General features: G+C 73.0%; 12 protein-coding genes. 6 read left to right on the forward strand and 6 right to left on the reverse strand.

Features of this window, described 5'->3' with window-relative positions; genetic code table 11:
* Positions 1 to 70 precede the first annotated feature (70 nt).
* The 3 genes from AB0K02_RS18255 to AB0K02_RS18265 are packed head-to-tail and all read right to left on the reverse strand — an operon-like array spanning position 71 to position 4,481.
* On the reverse strand, positions 71 to 481 hold the full coding sequence (locus tag AB0K02_RS18255; protein WP_177147545.1) for a DUF742 domain-containing protein: 411 nt from the start codon (positions 479 to 481) through the stop codon (positions 71 to 73).
* Positions 478 to 963, reverse strand: a complete 486-nt coding sequence (locus AB0K02_RS18260) for a roadblock/LC7 domain-containing protein (protein ID WP_365993462.1) — start codon at positions 961 to 963, stop codon at positions 478 to 480. The genes AB0K02_RS18255 and AB0K02_RS18260 overlap by 4 nt, the downstream gene beginning before the upstream one ends.
* Positions 960 to 4,481 carry a nitrate- and nitrite sensing domain-containing protein gene (locus AB0K02_RS18265; RefSeq protein WP_365993526.1) on the reverse strand — a complete coding sequence of 1,174 codons (3,522 nt, stop codon included), beginning with the start codon at positions 4,479 to 4,481 and terminating at the stop codon, positions 960 to 962. The genes AB0K02_RS18260 and AB0K02_RS18265 overlap by 4 nt, the downstream gene beginning before the upstream one ends.
* Before the next feature lie 669 nt (positions 4,482 to 5,150).
* Here AB0K02_RS18265 and AB0K02_RS18270 point away from each other — a divergent pair.
* Positions 5,151 to 5,939, forward strand: a complete 789-nt coding sequence (locus AB0K02_RS18270) for a hypothetical protein (RefSeq protein WP_365993463.1) — start codon at positions 5,151 to 5,153, stop codon at positions 5,937 to 5,939.
* A 31-nt stretch (positions 5,940 to 5,970) separates the two neighbouring features.
* Here the strand turns inward: AB0K02_RS18270 and AB0K02_RS18275 are convergent, their stop codons facing one another.
* Complete coding sequence (locus AB0K02_RS18275; protein ID WP_365993464.1) at positions 5,971 to 6,453, reverse strand: MarR family transcriptional regulator; 483 nt, start codon at positions 6,451 to 6,453, stop codon at positions 5,971 to 5,973.
* A gap of 230 nt (positions 6,454 to 6,683) precedes the next feature.
* Here AB0K02_RS18275 and AB0K02_RS18280 point away from each other — a divergent pair, with 230 nt between their 5' ends.
* A complete protein-coding gene (locus AB0K02_RS18280; RefSeq protein WP_365993465.1) occupies positions 6,684 to 7,511 on the forward strand; it encodes a lysozyme in 828 nt (275 codons plus the stop codon).
* 70 nt (positions 7,512 to 7,581) lie between these two features.
* Here AB0K02_RS18280 and AB0K02_RS18285 read toward each other — a convergent pair whose 3' ends face one another.
* Both AB0K02_RS18285 and lon read right to left on the reverse strand, forming a co-directional pair.
* Positions 7,582 to 8,379 (reverse strand): pentapeptide repeat-containing protein, encoded by a 798-nt coding sequence (locus AB0K02_RS18285; protein WP_365993466.1) that lies wholly within the window; start codon positions 8,377 to 8,379, stop codon positions 7,582 to 7,584.
* 353 nt (positions 8,380 to 8,732) lie between these two features.
* Positions 8,733 to 11,144: an endopeptidase La gene (lon, locus tag AB0K02_RS18290; protein WP_365993467.1), complete on the reverse strand. Its 2,412-nt coding sequence runs from the start codon at positions 11,142 to 11,144 to the stop codon at positions 8,733 to 8,735.
* Positions 11,145 to 11,323: 179 nt separating this feature from the next.
* On the opposite strand from lon, the gene AB0K02_RS18295 reads away from it, so the two are divergent.
* The 4 genes from AB0K02_RS18295 to AB0K02_RS18310 all read left to right on the forward strand — a co-directional run bounded on the left by AB0K02_RS18295 (position 11,324) and on the right by AB0K02_RS18310 (position 14,838).
* The gene (locus AB0K02_RS18295) at positions 11,324 to 11,980 is read left to right on the forward strand and encodes a GNAT family N-acetyltransferase (protein ID WP_365993468.1); all 657 of its coding nucleotides are present in this window, start codon (positions 11,324 to 11,326) and stop codon (positions 11,978 to 11,980) included.
* Positions 11,981 to 12,201: 221 nt separating this feature from the next.
* Positions 12,202 to 12,897 (forward strand): spermidine synthase, encoded by a 696-nt coding sequence (locus AB0K02_RS18300; protein WP_365993469.1) that lies wholly within the window; start codon positions 12,202 to 12,204, stop codon positions 12,895 to 12,897.
* A gap of 103 nt (positions 12,898 to 13,000) precedes the next feature.
* Complete coding sequence (locus tag AB0K02_RS18305) at positions 13,001 to 13,738, forward strand: response regulator transcription factor (protein WP_177147533.1); 738 nt, start codon at positions 13,001 to 13,003, stop codon at positions 13,736 to 13,738.
* Positions 13,735 to 14,838, forward strand: a complete 1,104-nt coding sequence (locus AB0K02_RS18310) for a HAMP domain-containing sensor histidine kinase (RefSeq protein ID WP_365993470.1) — start codon at positions 13,735 to 13,737, stop codon at positions 14,836 to 14,838. The genes AB0K02_RS18305 and AB0K02_RS18310 overlap by 4 nt, the downstream gene beginning before the upstream one ends.
* Positions 14,839 to 15,060: the final 222 nt, after the last annotated feature.

The following is a 15,060-nucleotide window of genomic DNA, read 5'->3' on the forward strand; positions in this document are numbered from 1 at the left end:
CGCGTCCGCCGCGGCCGGGGCGCTCGACGCGTCCTGGTCCTGCGGGACGTGCGGTCGGGCGAGGAGCGTGTCAGAGGCGGCGGAGTCCACTCAGCACCCTTTCGAGCAGCGCGCGGTCGGGCTGTCCGGTGCCGTGCCCGGTCCCGTACACACGGATCTTTCCCTGGTCGGCCAGGTCGCTGAGGAGCACCCGGACGACACCCAGCGGCATCTTCAGCAGCGCCGAGATCTCGGCGACGGTACGCATACGGCGGCACAGCTCGACGATCGCCCGAAGCTCGGGCATGACACGCGTCGAGAGGTCGCCGCCGGGCAGCTCGCGGCGCTCGGGCGGGGCCTCGAGCGCGGCGACGAAGGTCTCGACGAGGAGCACGTGGCCGAAGCGGGTGCGGCCGCCGGTGAGCGAGTACGGGCGTACGCGGGCGGGCCTGCGTCCCTGGCCGCGTACGGGGAGTTTGGAGGACGAGGCGGCGGCTGTCATCGGGCGCTCTCCATCGACTTGCGCAGCTCGCTGCGGACTTCGGGGGTGAGTACGTGTCCGGCGCGGCCGACGAACAGGGCCATGTGGTACGCGACGATGCTCATGTCGCAGTCGGGGGCGGCGTGCACGCCGAGCAGGGAGCCGTCGCTGATCGACATCACGAAGACGCTGCCCTCGGCCATGGCGACCATGGTCTGCTTCACCTTGCCGCCGTCCATGAGCCCCGCGGCCCCGATGGTGAGGCTGCCGATGCCGGAGACGATGGTGGCGAGGTCGGCGCTGGAGCCGCGGGGGCCGTCACGGCGGGCCGGCTCGTCCGCCGGGGCCGTGTTCTGCGCGGGGTCGGAGGAGAGCAGGAGCAGGCCGTCGGACGAGACGACGGCGACCGAGCGGACCCCTGGCACCTCCTCCACGAGATTGCCCAACAACCACTGCAGATTACGGGCTTCCTTGCTCAGCCCGAATGTGCCGGTCGCAGTCAACTGCGTGCCTCCTCGACTGTGTCCCCCGTCTCTGTGTCGGTGTTCTGCTGGTCGGTGGCCGGGGTGGTCTGCTGCGTGCGGCTCTGCGCGATCTCGGCCTCGGCGTCGCGTCGGCCTTCCTGCGCGCCACGGTGGAAGCCGCCGAGCCGGCGCCGCAGCGCCTCGGCGTCGACGCTCGCGGTGGGCCCGGCGGGCGCGGTGGACTGCGCGACGATCTTCGGAGTCCGCTTGGGCAGGCCCTTGTCGGTGACCCGGTCCCAGGTGACGTCGTCGGCGGGCTGCTCGGGCAGCCGCATGGCGAACGTCTCCTCCTCGATGCCCTCGGGCTCCCCGTCGGCGATGCGCTCGTGCGCGTCGCGCTCCCCCTCGGCGATGCGCTCGTGCGCGTCCCGCTCCCCCTCGGCGGCCCGCACGGCCCGCTCGGCGGCCTCGACGAACGGGTCGGCCGGAAGGAGGGGCTCGACGGGGACGCCGTGACCGGCATCGGCCACGGGCTCCACGTGGGCACCGGGGGCGGTGACGTCGTGCGCCGGGGCGGACGCGTGGTCGGCGTCAGCGCCCTGGTCCACGTGCGGCGCGGGGGTGGCGCCGAACGACGCCGGACCGGACGAGGATGCGTGATCCGCATGCGGCGCCGGGGCCGCGTGAGCGCCGAAGTCGGCAGCAGCAGTCCCGGCCACGTCGGACACGTGCTCAGCGGCGAACGGACCGGCGGGCGACGGCAGGCCGGACGAGGGCGCGACGTGGCCGGTGTCAGGGACCTGGTCCGCGTGCGGCACAGGCTCGACGCCGAAGGACGCCGGACCTGACGAGGGTTCGTGATCCGCATGCGGCGCCGGGGCCGCGTGAGCGCCGAAGTCGGCAGCAGCAGTCCCGGCCACGTCGGATACGTGCTCGGCGGCGGCCGCCTCAGCGGCGGCGAACGGACCTGCGGGCGACGGCAGACCCGACGAGGATGCGTGATCCGCATGCGGCGCCGGGGCGGCATGAGCGCCGAAGTCGGCGGCAGCAGTCCCGGCCGCGTCGGACACGTGCTCGGCGGCGGCCGCCTCAGCGGCGGCGAACGGACCTGCGGGCGACGGCAGACCGGACGAGGGCGCGACGTGGCCGGTGTCAGCGACCTGGTCCGCGTGCGGCGCACCCCCGGCCGTGGGCGCAGCCGGGCCGGCGTCAGGCGCGTGGTCGACGTCAGCACCGAGCGACGCGGAGCCGGCGGTGGCGACAGGGGCATCTCCGGACACGCTCCCGGCGTCGGCCGGCCGCTCGGCGTCCGACGCGGACGCAGCCTCCGGCTGGGCGGGGCGGCGGGCGCTCGGGGGCAGGGTGTTGGAGTTGGCCTCCGCCGCCGAGCCCGGCAGGTTCAGCGCCGGGCCCGCGCCCGGCACCGGCGTCCGCTGGGACGCCGCCCCCGGCGGACCGTCCGGCAGCAGCGACGCCGGGACGACCACCACCGCCGTGATCCCGCCCTGCTTGTGCTCGCGCAGCTGGATCCGCACCCCGTGACGCGCCGCCAGCAGCGCGGCCACCCGCAGGCCGAGACCCTCGGTCTCGCGGCCCGCGTCGGTCTCGTACGTCTCCGGGTCCTTCAGCCGGGCGTTGAACTCCTCGATGCGCGCCTCGGTCATGCCGATGCCCGCGTCCTGGACGGAGAGCATCACCTCGCCGCTCTCCAGCAGCCAGCCGGACATCTCGACCTGCGCGTCCGGCGGCGAGAACGAGGTGGCGTTCTCCAGCAGTTCGGCGACCAGGTGGCTGAGGTCGTCGGCGGCGAAGCCCGCGACCTGCGCGTGCGGCGGCAGCGACTGGATGACGACCCGGTCGTAGCGCTCGATCTCGCTGACCGCTGCGCGCAGGACGTCGACGAGCGGGACGGGGCCGACGTGGCCCTGGCCGTGCTCGGCGCCCGCGAGGACCAGCAGGTTCTCGCTGTGCCGGCGCATGACCGTGGCCATGTGGTCGAGCTTGAAGAGGGTGGCGAGCCGCTCGGGGTCCTGCTCGCGCTCCTCCAGGTTCTCGATGATGCCCAGCTGGCGTTCGACGAGGCCGAGCGTGCGCAGCGAGAGGTTGACGAACGTGTGGTGGACGGTGTGGCGCAGGCGCTGCAGCTCGGTGGCGAGCTCCTCGGCGCGCTCGCCGAGTTCGGTGCGGACCTCGGCCAACTCGGTGGTGAGCGCCTCGCGCGAGCCGGTGAGGCCGGCGCGTTCGGCGTCGAGGTGCCGGACCCGCGCGCCGAGGTCCCGCAGCGTGCCGTGCAGGCTGTTGAGGGACCGTACGACCTGGGCGAACTCGTCGTTGCGGCCGGTGAAGCGGACCGGCTCCTCCGTCTCGGGCGACTCCGCGAGCCGGGCGGCGCCGATGCGCAGGACGGCGAGCGGGCGGGTGAGCGTGCGCGAGACGGCCGCCAGCACGCCGATGGTGACGACGAGCAGCCCGCCGAGGAGCGCGACACGAACTTCGAGCGCGGTGACGTCGTCGTCGCGCAGCTGCTCGATGCGCACCAGCCGGTCGGCGGCGAGCGCGGTCTCGGCGCCGCGCATCTGCTCGATACGGGCGGTGAGCGCGGCCTCCAGCTCGGACCGGTCGGTGCCGCGCTCGGAGGCAGAGAGGCGGGGCTGGTCGGTGAGGCGGGCGAGAAGGCTCTCGGCGGTCTTGACCTCGGGGCCGGTGACGGTGGCGGCCAGGTTGTCGCGGGCGTCCTTGCCTGCGGCCTGGTCGAAGTCGGCGAGGGCGGCGAGTTCGCGGACGCGGGCCTGCTGGGCCGCGGCGGTGAGCTCGTTGCGGGTACGGGCGTCGGCGCCGGAGTCCTCGGCCGGGGTCTGCAGGGGCAGGCCGGTGACCGGGTCGTACGTCAGCCGGGTCTCGGGCTGCGGCACGGACAGCGCGGCGAGCAGCAGTCCGCGGGCGGCGGACGCCTGCTCCACGGCGAGGCCGAGCGCGGCGGGCGCGCGGGTGGCCTCGGCGGCGCGCGGCGGGGTCTTCTCGGCGAGCTCGTCGGCGAGGGCCTGGAGCTGGTTGATGACCGCGGTGTAGGCGCGGTGCACCTCCAGCGGGGTGCCCGTGCCGGTGAGGGCGGTGCGGCGTACACCGGGCAGGGAGGCGAGTGCGCGACGCAGCTCGGCGTGGTCGTCCGGCACGGCGGCGCGGATCTCGCGGACCTGGCGGTCGACCCGGGCGCTGAGCGTCGCGGAGAGCTTCGGCGCGTCCGCGGCCTCGCCCTCCCCGCTCCCGTTCCCGTTCTCGGCCTCACCGTCCTCGTTCCCGGCCTCGCCGTCCTTCGCGGAATCACGGCCGGCGGCGACGTAGGCGGTGACCTCGTCGCGTTCGTCGGCGAGGGAGTGCGCGAGGGTCACGGCCTGGCGGTCGAGCTCGGCGAGGGTCACCAGGCGCTGGGCCTCGGTCAGTTCCGCGGAGGTCGCGAGGACGCCGGGGGCTCCGGCACCGACGACGACGAGACCGACGACCGCCACCCCGGCGACGAGCCGGCTGCGCACGCGCGCGCGGCGCCCCGAGGGGGTCATGGCGTCGGGCACGAGACCGGTGCTCGGCACGGGACCGGTGCTCGGCGCGGGACCGGTGCTCGGCGCGGGACCAGTGCTCGGCGCGGGTCCGGCAGGCTGCGCGGGTCCGGTGCCCTGCACGGGGCCCGTGGCGTGCGCGGCGGGTCCCGGGGACTGCGCCGGGAACGCGGGGCTCCCGGCCGAGGTCCGGACGGTTTCGCCCTGTCCCTGCGGGGGCAGGGGGGCCGCAGGGGCCGGGACCTGGAGCTCGCCTGCCGTTCCAGTGGGCCTGTCGCCCTTGCCCCGAGGCCGCTTCTTCTGCACCGGTGCTCGCAATCTTGCTTGACTCGTCCACCCATGAAGCAGAGATGACGACCGGTCACACGCGAGAGCCCCACCCCTGGTACGGCTTCCGACCATTCCAGTGCCTTTGGGAGGGAGGCGCGCATCGGCCGCTCCGCCACCCGAACGAGTGAACAACATGCCGGAGTTGGCGAACAACTTTCCCGAACGCCGACACGCCCGGCTCCCGGCGTGTGGGTTGGACCTTGGGGCCGCCCTTTGGCAGGATGCGCGCCCGCAGCTTCGCACAGCGGTCCATTTGGGTCGAAGCAACCCCTCTGACCTGCTGGTACGAGCCAATCCGCACGAAGTGGGGGCCATGCGGAGGAGTCATGCAGACTGAAGGACATGCGCATCGAACTCGCCACCGCCCCGGGCGCCCCGGAACGCCTCAACGAGGACTGGGCCTCGGTGGCTCTGCCCGCATCGGGCCAGGGCGGATCGCTGGTGGTCCTGGACGGAGTGACTCCGCCCGAGGGCGACGCGGGATGCGTGCACGGGGTTCCCTGGTTCACCGCCCGCCTGGGCGGCACCCTGGTCGAACTGTCCGGTTCGCGGCGTGATCTGCCCCTGACCGGCGTGCTCTCGGAGGCGATCCGGCGCACCGCGGACGCCCACCGGGACACCTGTGACCTTTCTCACGTGCGCACACCCCAGGCGACGGTGGTCCTCGCCCGGTGGGGCGCAGCGGCCGACGAGCTGGAGTACCTGGTGCTCTCCGACTCGACGCTGCTGCTGGAGTCACCCGACGGCTCGGTCCGCGCGGTGCTGGACGACCGGCTCGACCGGCTGCCCCGCGAGGCGTTGCGCACGCACGCGTCGGCCGACGCCCTGCGCAACGCGGAGGGCGGGTTCTTCACGGCGGCGGCCGACCCGGCGGTCGCGGGACGGGCCGTGACGGGCGGCGTCGCGCGCGAGGACGTACGGGCGGTGGCGGCGCTGACCGACGGCGCGTCGCGCTGGGTGGACATGTTCGCGGAGGGCGACTGGGCCGCGTGCGTGGGCGTGCTGCGCAAGGAGGGCGCCCAGGCGCTGATCGACCGGGTGCGGGCCCTGGAGACGGCGGCGGAGCGGCGTACGGGCGCGGTCCGCTGGAAGCTCCACGACGACGCCACCGCGGCTCTCGTCGAGCTGTGAGGCGCCCGGGTGTTCGTCGCCTCCCGCGCGCTCAGCCCTCCGCGCGCGCGTTCAGCTGGTGCAGGAGCCGGGCCAGTTCCGCGACCTCGCGCCGGTCCCAGTCGGCCAGCTTGCTCCGGTAGCGGTCACGGCGGGCATCGCGCACATGGCGGAATCGCGCCATCCCTTCCTGCGTGAGCCGTACGAGGGAGGCGCGGCCGTCGGCGGGGTCGGGCTCACGGGTGACCAGCCCGAGTTCCTCCAGGGCCCGCAGCTGCCGGCTCATGGTCGCCTTGCCGACGCCGAAGTACGCGGCGAGTTCGGTGGCGCGCTGCTGTCCGGCCTCCTCCAGGCGTACGAGCAGACCGTAGGCGGCGGGTTCCAGGTCGGGGTGGACCTCGCGCGCCATCTCTCCTGACGAGGCCCTCGCGCGGCGCAGGAAGACCGACAACTCCCGCTCCAGCGCGAGGAACTCGCGGTCCACACCACTACCGTCATTGGGGCCGGCTTCACTCGCCGTACCGCTTTCGTGCACGTCAGCACACCTCGCACGCTTTCCTGGTGATGAAAGTTTCTTCCGGCGGCTCACGTCGCCGCAGCTCGGCAAGTATTTCGCAGGCGTAGACCAACGGCGGCCGCACAGCCCTCTTCCACGGGGCGTTCTACGTGCGTAGCGTCACTCATGGCATGTCCACACCATGCAGTTTCCGCCACGACATGTCGACACGTCGTCAGATCCCCCACCGAGGTCTTCGGAGGCACGCCATGCCCGTGCACAGATCCGGAACGACCGGCCGCGCGCGACTCGCCGCGGCCGGCACTCTCCTCGCAGTCGTCTCCCTCCTTCTCGCCCCCGGCTCCGCCACCGCGGACCCCAAGCCCAGGCCCGAACGCGGCTCGGCGCACATGGGCATGGGCGTCATCGCCCATGACGGCCAGGGCGACCTCCCCCCGGACACCCGCGCCGTCCAGACGGAAGGCGTCGACGTCTCCAGCCACCAGGGCAACGTCGACTGGGCCGCGCTGTGGAACAGCGGCGTCAAGTGGGCCTACGTCAAGGCCACCGAAGGCACGTACTACAAGAACACGTACTTCACGCAGCAGTACAACGGCTCGTACAACATCGGCATGATCCGGGGCTCGTACCACTTCGCGACCCCGGACACGGCCTCCGGCGCCGCCCAGGCGGACTACTTCGTCAACAACGGCGGCGGCTGGTCCAGGGACGGCAAGACCCTGCCGGGCGCGCTCGACATGGAGTGGAACCCCTACGGCCCCGCCTGCTACGGCAAGTCGCAGTCCGGGATGGTCACATGGATCCGTGACTTCCTGAACCGGTACAAGTACCGCACCGGCCGCGACGCGGTCATCTACACGGCGACCAGCTGGTGGAAGCAGTGCACCGGCAACTACTCCGGCTTCGCCGCGTACAACCCGCTGTGGATCGCCCGCTACAACACGACGCCCGGCGAACTCCCGGCCGGCTGGGCCTACTACACGATGTGGCAGTACACGTCGTCCGGGCCGATCGTCGGTGACCACAACAAGTTCAACGGCGCGTACGACCGCCTCCAGGCGCTCGCCAACGGCTGAGCCCCGCGTCGCGCCCCACCGGCCCCTCCGCTGATCCCGTCCCCGCTGCCCCGTCCCGTCCCGCCGGCCGTCACGACCAGTGCGCGGGGCGGGTCAGCCCCTCCGGCAGGCGGGTGGCACCGTCGCCCCGGGCCGCGTTCACCTGCGGCTGGGTGAGGAAGATGCTCCCGGTCAGGTCGGCGCCCGACAGGTCGGCGTCCCTGAGATCGGCCCCGATCAGGTCGGCCTGACGCAGATCGGCGCCGCCGAGGTCGGCGGCGATGAGATACGCGCCCCGCAGACTCACCCCGCGCAGATCCGCGCCGCGCAGCCGGGCGCCCATCAGGTCCGCGCCCCTGCGGTCCTTCTTCCTGCGCCCGCTCCCCGCTCGGACCAGTTCGCTGGCGCGCAGCAGCAGGACGTTCACCTCCTGGCGATGGGCCGCGACGTCCAGTTCCAGGAGCGCGTCGGCGTCGAGGCGGGTCAGCTCCCCGATCGTCTCCCGCTGCCGGCGCAGTGCGTCGTGGACCTCGCGGGCGGCGTCGAGCCGCAGCGCCTCGTTCACGTACCAGAGCAGTTCGTGCAGCTGCCGGACGACGGGGAAGACCCGGAACATCCGCTGGGCGCTCTGCGGGGCCCGGCGCCAGTCCGTACCGCCGAAGACGACCTGCGAGACCTGCTGGCCGGCGCCGAAGCAGTCGTAGACGGTGCACCCCTGGAAACCGCTCGCGCGCAGCCGGCTGTGGATGCCGCAGCCGAAGTCCGCCCGGAGATTGGCGCACGGTGTACCGGCGTCCTTGTTCACGGCGAAGTCGGCGGAGGCCGTGAAGGGCAGTGCCACACAGCACAGCCCGAAGCAGTTCGCGCAGTCGGCCTTCAGGGATGTCATCCGTCCATTGTGCGGGAGCGCGACGCCCGGGGCGGGCACGGTGCCGGAGCGATCACCGGCCCGGGCCGGCCACGGGCGCGAGCGCGGGACGGGCACGGAGCGGTCGCGAGCGCGGGACGGGCACGGAGCGGTCGCGAGCGCGGGACGGGCCCGGAGCGGTCGCGAGCGCGGGACGGGCCCGGTGCTGGAGCGATCACCGGTCGGACCGGGCACGCTGCTGGAGCGATCACCGGTCGGACCGGCCACGGTGTTGGAGCGATCACGGGTCGGGCCGGACACGGCGGAGCGGTCGCGAGCGCGGGACGGGCCCGGACGGTGGTCACCACCGTCCGGGCCCGTGCGCCGCCACGCTGTCAGGCCGCGGCCGCCACCGGCACCTCGGCCGGGGAGAGCGCGAGCTCCAGCACCTGCCGGACGTCCGTGACCGGGTGGACCTCCAGCTTGTCGAGGATCTCGGCCGGCACGTCGTCCAGATCCGCCTCGTTCCGCTTGGGGATCACGACCGTCGTGATGCCCGCGCGGTGCGCCGCCAGCAGCTTCTGCTTCACGCCGCCGATGGGCAGCACCCGCCCGGTCAGCGACACCTCGCCGGTCATCGCCACGTCCGTGCGCACCTGGCGTCCGGAGAGCAGCGACGCGAGCGCCGTGGTCATCGTGATGCCCGCGCTCGGGCCGTCCTTGGGCACCGCGCCCGCCGGGAAGTGGATGTGCACGCCCCGGTCCTTGAGGTCGGCGACCGGCAGTTCGAGCTCGGCGCCGTGCGAGCGCAGGAAGCTCAGGGCGATCTGCGCGGACTCCTTCATCACGTCGCCGAGCTGACCGGTCAGGGTCAGCCCCGCGGCGCCGGTCTCCGGATCGGCGAGTGACGCCTCGACGAACAGCACGTCGCCGCCCGCCCCCGTGACCGCCAGCCCGGTGGCCACACCGGGCACCGCGGTGCGGCGCTCGGCCGGGTCCTGGGCGGACTCGGGCACGTGGTGCGGCCGTCCGATGAGCCCGCGCAGCTCTCCGTCGGTGACGGTGAACGGCAGCTCGCGGTCGCCCAGTTCGTGCTGGGCGGCCACCTTGCGCAGCAGCCGCGCGATGGACCGCTCCAGGTTCCGCACGCCCGCCTCGCGGGTGTACTCCCCCGCCAGCTTGCGCAGCGCAGAGTCGTCCAGCGTGACCTCGCCGGCCTCCAGGCCCGCCCTCTCCAGCTGGCGCGGCACGAGGTGGTCCCGGGCGATGACGATCTTCTCGTCCTCGGTGTAGCCGTCGAGGCGTACGAGCTCCATCCGGTCGAGCAGGGCCTCGGGGATGGCCTCCAGCACGTTGGCGGTGGCGAGGAAGACGACGTCGCTGAGGTCGAGTTCGACCTCCAGGTAGTGGTCGCGGAAGGTGTGGTTCTGCGCGGGGTCGAGGACTTCGAGCAGAGCCGCCGCCGGGTCGCCGCGGAAGTCGGAGCCGACCTTGTCGATCTCGTCGAGCAGGACGACCGGGTTCATGGAACCGGCCTCCTTGATCGCGCGCACGATCCGGCCGGGCAGGGCGCCGACGTAGGTGCGCCGGTGGCCCCGGATCTCCGCCTCGTCCCGTACGCCGCCGAGCGCGACGCGCACGAACTTGCGGCCCATCGCGTGCGCCACGGACTCGCCGAGCGACGTCTTGCCGACGCCGGGCGGGCCGACGAGGGCCAGCACCGCGCCGCCCCTGCGGCCGCCCACGACCCCGAGACCGCGCTCGGCACGCCGCTTGCGCACCGCCAGGTACTCGGTGATCCGCTCCTTCACGTCCTGCAGGCCCGCGTGCTCGGCGTCCAGGGTCGCCTTGGCGCCCTGGATGTCGTAGGCGTCCTCGGTGCGCTCGTTCCAGGGCAGTTCGAGGACGGTGTCGAGCCAGGTGCGGATCCAGGAGCCCTCGGGCGACTGGTCGCTCGCCCGCTCCAGCTTCTCGACCTCCTTCAGGGCGGCCTCCCGCACCTTCTCGGGCAGGTCGGCGGCCTCGACACGGGCGCGGTAGTCGTCGGACTCGTCCTCGCCCTCCTGGCCGTTGAGCTCGCGCAGCTCCTTGCGTACGGCGTCCAGCTGGCGGCGCAGCAGGAACTCGCGCTGCTGCTTGTCCACGCCTTCCTGGACGTCCTTGGCGATCGACTCGGCCACGTCCTGCTCGGCGAGGTGGTCGCGCAGCTGCTCGGTGGCGAGCTTGAGCCGGGCCACCGGGTCGGTGGTCTCCAGCAGCTCGATCTTCTGAGCGGTGGTCAGGAAGGGTGAGTAACCGGAGTTGTCGGCGAGCTGCGAGATGCCCTCGATCTGCTGCACGCGGTCGACGACCTGCCAGGCGCCGCGCCTCTTCAGCCAGTCGGTGGCCAGCGCCTTGTACTCCTTGACCAGCTCCGTGACGGCGCCGGGCAGCGGATCGGGAACGGTCTCCTCGACCACGGCGCCCTCGACCCACAGCGCCGCGCCGGGACCGGTGGTCCCGGCGCCGATGCGGACGCGGCCGACGCCGCGGATGAGCGCACCGGGATCGCCGTCGGACAGCCGGCCGACCTGCTCGACCGTGCCGAGGACACCCGTCGCGGCGTATGTGCCGTCCACGCGGGGAACGAGCAGCACCTTCGGCTTGTTGCCGGAGGGGCGGGCGGCAGCCTGGGCGGCCTCGACCGCGGCCCGTACTTCGTTGTCGGACAGGTCGAGCGGCACGACCATGCCGGGCAGTACGACCTCGTCGTCCAGCGGCAGGACGGGCAGGGTGAGCGGTGAGTGAGCCGTGAAATCGGCAGCCATGATCTCCCCTTAGGCAGTCAAGTTGAGCTGTACCGACTCAATGCATATGAGCCCAAGGATGTTCCCCGGACGATGTTCGCTCTGAGCGATCACCCTCTCGCGCTGCGCGAAGGCTCCCGTCCGCCACTTCCGATCCCCCGGGTCTGGCGGCCCGGCAGGCCGGCCGGTGTAATAGCCCCATGCATACTTCAGTCGTTACATCGGCCTGGGTCCGCGGCTGGGTCGTGTCCCGTGGCGCGGCCGATCCCGTGGTCAGGCCATGGGGTTTCACCGTCGACGTCGGCCAGGTGACGCACGCCACCCGGCACGTCCTGACCGCCGACGACGAGGCCACCGTGCGCAAGGTCGCCGCCGAGGTCGCCGCGCCGACCGTCTGGCTCAAGGTCTTCGCCGAGCCCGAGGACGTCGTCGCATGGGTGGGACCCGACTGGCGGATCGACGAGCCCGGCTGGCTGATGCGGACGCGGCTGCGCCGCACACCGGCACCCGAGGTCCCCGAGGGCTACACGCTCAAGCGCTGGACGCGCGGCGGCGTGACCCGGCTGCTGGTGGTCGCCGCCGACGGTTCCTTCGCAGCGCGCGGCCAGATCGCGCCCACCGGTGAGACCGCCGTCGTCGACCAGATCGAGACGGCGCCCGGGCACCGCCGCAAGGGCCTCGGGCGGCTCGTCATGCACACGCTCCACAACGCCGCGCTGGAGCAGGGGGCGACGACCGGCGTGCTCGGCGGCACCCCCGACGGCCGGGCGCTGTACGAGTCGCTGGGCTGGCAGGTCCAGGCCCCGCTGGTCAGCCTGTTCCACGCCCCGGCCTCCGGCCGCTGCGGCCGGGCATGAGCCGCAGGCCCGCGCGGCAGGGCGGGCGTCGGCCGGTGAGCCCCTCGGGGGAGCGGGACGACGCGGCGCCGCCGTGCGGGGACAGGGAGGCGCTCGGCGTGACGACGCCCGCCCCAGGTCCGCCCGAACCCGTCCGAAACCGGTTTGTCCCGCCGCTCGGCGGCCCGACAGAATGGCCCCGATCCCTGTCGTCACCCCGCCTGCCGCCCGGAGGTCACCCGATGCCGTTCCCCGCCAGCGACGCACCCGTCACCCTCGACCGGCGTGAGGGACCGTTCGGGGAGGTCGTGCTGCGCAGACGCGGGGACGGGGACGAGACGGTGCACGAGATCATCGCCAACGGGTGCTTCCTGATGGACACCTCGGACGGGCGGTCCGAGCGGCTGCTGATCGACGCCGCGCACAACGCCCTGCAGACGGGAAACGTCGCGCCGAGCGTGCTCATCGGCGGGCTCGGGGTCGGGTTCTCCCTGGCACACGCCGCCGCGGGCAAGCAGTGGCGGCGGATCACGGTCGTCGAGCGCGAGCAGGCGATCATCGACTGGCACCGCTCGGGCCCGCTCGCGGCCGTCTCCGGCGAGGCCCTCGCCGATCCACGCTGCGTGATCCTCCACACGGACCTCGTCGCGTATCTGCGCACGACGGACGACCGCTACGACAGCCTGTGCCTGGACATCGACAACGGTCCCGACTGGACGGTCACCGAGGACAACGGCGAGCTGTACTCCCCGGCCGGACTCGCCGCCTGCGAGCGGGTGTTGAAGCCCGGCGGCGTACTCGCCGTGTGGTCCGCACAGCCCTCCGCCGCATTCGAGGATGCGATGCGGAATGCCGGATTCACCGGGGTAAGAACCGAAGAGATCCGCCTTGCCCGAGGAGTACCCGACGTGGTCCACGTCGGTGTTCGCCCTGCGTAGCCGCGACGCCGTCGATGCCCTTACGCTGCTGGGACACACACGGGATCTACCTCGATCCGGATCCACGTGCAGCTAGCGGTGAAACAGGTACAGGGGCGGGGCGATGGAGCAGACACACACCACGCACAACGGGGTCGCGGCCACCCCCGGGGCCCAGCGCCGGGTGCTGGTCGTCGAGGACGACGCCACGATCGTCGACGCCATCGCCGCCCGGCTGCGGGCGGAGGGCTTCCTGGTCCAGACGGCCCTCGACGGCCCCGCGGCCGTGGACGCGGCCGAGGCGTGGCAGCCGGACCTGATGGTCCTCGACGTGATGCTGCCCGGCTTCGACGGTCTGGAGGTCTGCCGCCGGGTCCAGGCGCAGCGGCCGGTCCCGGTGCTGATGCTCACCGCCCGTGACGACGAGACGGACATGCTGGTCGGTCTCGGCGTCGGCGCGGACGACTACATGACCAAGCCGTTCTCGATGCGCGAGCTCGCCGCGCGTGTGCACGTGCTGCTGCGCCGTGTGGAGCGCGCCGCGCTGGCCGCCGTCACACCCCGCAGCGGCATCCTGCGCCTCGGCGAGCTGGAGATCGACCACGCCCAGCGCCGCGTGCGGGTGCGGGCCGAGGACGTGCACCTGACGCCCACCGAGTTCGACCTGCTGGTGTGCCTGGCGAACACCCCGCGCGCGGTGCTCTCCCGGGAGCAGCTGCTCGCCGAGGTGTGGGACTGGGCGGACGCCTCCGGCACCCGTACCGTCGACAGCCACATCAAGGCGCTCCGCCGGAAGATCGGAGCCGAGCGCATCCGCACGGTCCACGGCGTCGGGTACGCGCTGGAGACGCCGACGCCATGACCCGGCGTTCCCGCGGCCGGGTGCGCAGGCGGCTGGGCGCCGCCCCCATCGCGATCTCGATCAAGACCAAGCTCAGCACGCTCGTGGTGGTCTCGGTCTTCATCACGACCGGTCTGATGCTGATGGCCTTCCACAGCAAGACCGAGATCCGCTTCATCACCGTCTTCACGATCATCGCCACGCTGCTGATCACGCAGTTCGTGGCGCACGGCCTGACCGCGCCGCTGGACGAGATGAACACGGTCGCCAAGGGGATCTCGCACGGGGACTACACGCGCCGGGTGCGGGGCGCCGACCGCCGCGACGAGCTGGGCGACCTGGCCTCGACGATCAACCGCATGGCCGACGACCTGGAGGCCGTGGACCGCCACCGCAAGGAGCTGGTCGCCAACGTCTCGCACGAGCTGCGCACGCCGATCGCCGCGCTGCGCGCCGTGCTGGAGAACGTGGTCGACGGGGTCTCGGCCGCCGACCCGGAGACGATGCGCACGGCGCTGAAGCAGACCGAGCGTCTCGGCCGGCTCGTGGAGACGCTGCTGGACCTGTCCCGGCTCGACAACGGCGTGCTGCCGCTGAAGGCCCGCCGCTTCGAGGTGTGGCCCTATCTGTCGGGCGTGCTGAAGGAGGCCAATCTCGCCTCCTCCCAGCGCGGCCTCGCCTCCGGCTCCGGCCACCACACCCGTACCGACGTCCACCTGCACCTGGACGTCTCCCCGCCGGAGCTGACCGCGCACGCGGACGCGGAGCGGCTGCACCAGGTGGTGGCGAACCTCATCGACAACGCGGTCAAGCACTCGCCGCCGCACGGCCGCGTGACGGTACGGGCCAGGCGCGGCCAGGGCCGGGAGTCGCTGGACCTGGAAGTGGTCGACGAGGGTCCCGGCATCCCGGAGCAGGAGCGCCACCGGGTCTTCGAACGATTCAACCGCGGCCAGGTGGCCTCGCCGCACGGGCCGGGCAGCGACGGCGGCACGGGGCTGGGCCTCGCGATCGCCCGGTGGGCGGTGGATCTGCACGGCGGCCGCATCGGAGTGGCCGAATCGGCCCGCGGCTGCCGGATCCGCGTCACCCTTCCCGGTCTCCCGCCGCCGAGAGGTTGACGTAGGGTTCGAACCGGAGGGGCTTCTTCTGCGTGCAAGAGGGCAGGACTCATCCGGGACGAGGGAAAGACTGCAGGCCACAGGGCTGCAGCCGCGATGTCGCGTACCCTCACAGAACCGGAACCTCGCTTGTTTCCCGCCATTTACAACCCCGAAACTCGCCTTTCGGTGTGACTTGCGCGACGATGCCCCGCCCGGCCTGCACCTCCCGGCCAGGGAGGC

Origin of the sequence: Streptomyces sp. NPDC049597 (assembly GCF_040675505.1) — a bacterium.
Taxonomy (GTDB): domain Bacteria; phylum Actinomycetota; class Actinomycetes; order Streptomycetales; family Streptomycetaceae; genus Streptomyces.

Bases quoted from the DNA above. Each gene is read 5' to 3' on its own strand.
- lon (WP_365993467.1), bottom strand. From the start codon at position 11,144: ATGGCTGCCGATTTCACGGCTCACTCACCGCTCACCCTGCCCGTCCTG.
- AB0K02_RS18300 (WP_365993469.1), top strand. From the start codon at position 12,202: ATGCCGTTCCCCGCCAGCGACGCACCCGTCACCCTCGACCGGCGTGAG.
- AB0K02_RS18310 (WP_365993470.1), top strand. From the start codon at position 13,735: ATGACCCGGCGTTCCCGCGGCCGGGTGCGCAGGCGGCTGGGCGCCGCC.
- AB0K02_RS18280 (WP_365993465.1), top strand. From the start codon at position 6,684: ATGCCCGTGCACAGATCCGGAACGACCGGCCGCGCGCGACTCGCCGCG.
- AB0K02_RS18285 (WP_365993466.1), bottom strand. From the start codon at position 8,379: ATGACATCCCTGAAGGCCGACTGCGCGAACTGCTTCGGGCTGTGCTGT.
- AB0K02_RS18270 (WP_365993463.1), top strand. From the start codon at position 5,151: ATGCGCATCGAACTCGCCACCGCCCCGGGCGCCCCGGAACGCCTCAAC.
- AB0K02_RS18295 (WP_365993468.1), top strand. From the start codon at position 11,324: ATGCATACTTCAGTCGTTACATCGGCCTGGGTCCGCGGCTGGGTCGTG.
- AB0K02_RS18265 (WP_365993526.1), bottom strand. From the start codon at position 4,481: ATGACCCCCTCGGGGCGCCGCGCGCGCGTGCGCAGCCGGCTCGTCGCC.
- AB0K02_RS18255 (WP_177147545.1), bottom strand. From the start codon at position 481: ATGACAGCCGCCGCCTCGTCCTCCAAACTCCCCGTACGCGGCCAGGGA.
- AB0K02_RS18305 (WP_177147533.1), top strand. From the start codon at position 13,001: ATGGAGCAGACACACACCACGCACAACGGGGTCGCGGCCACCCCCGGG.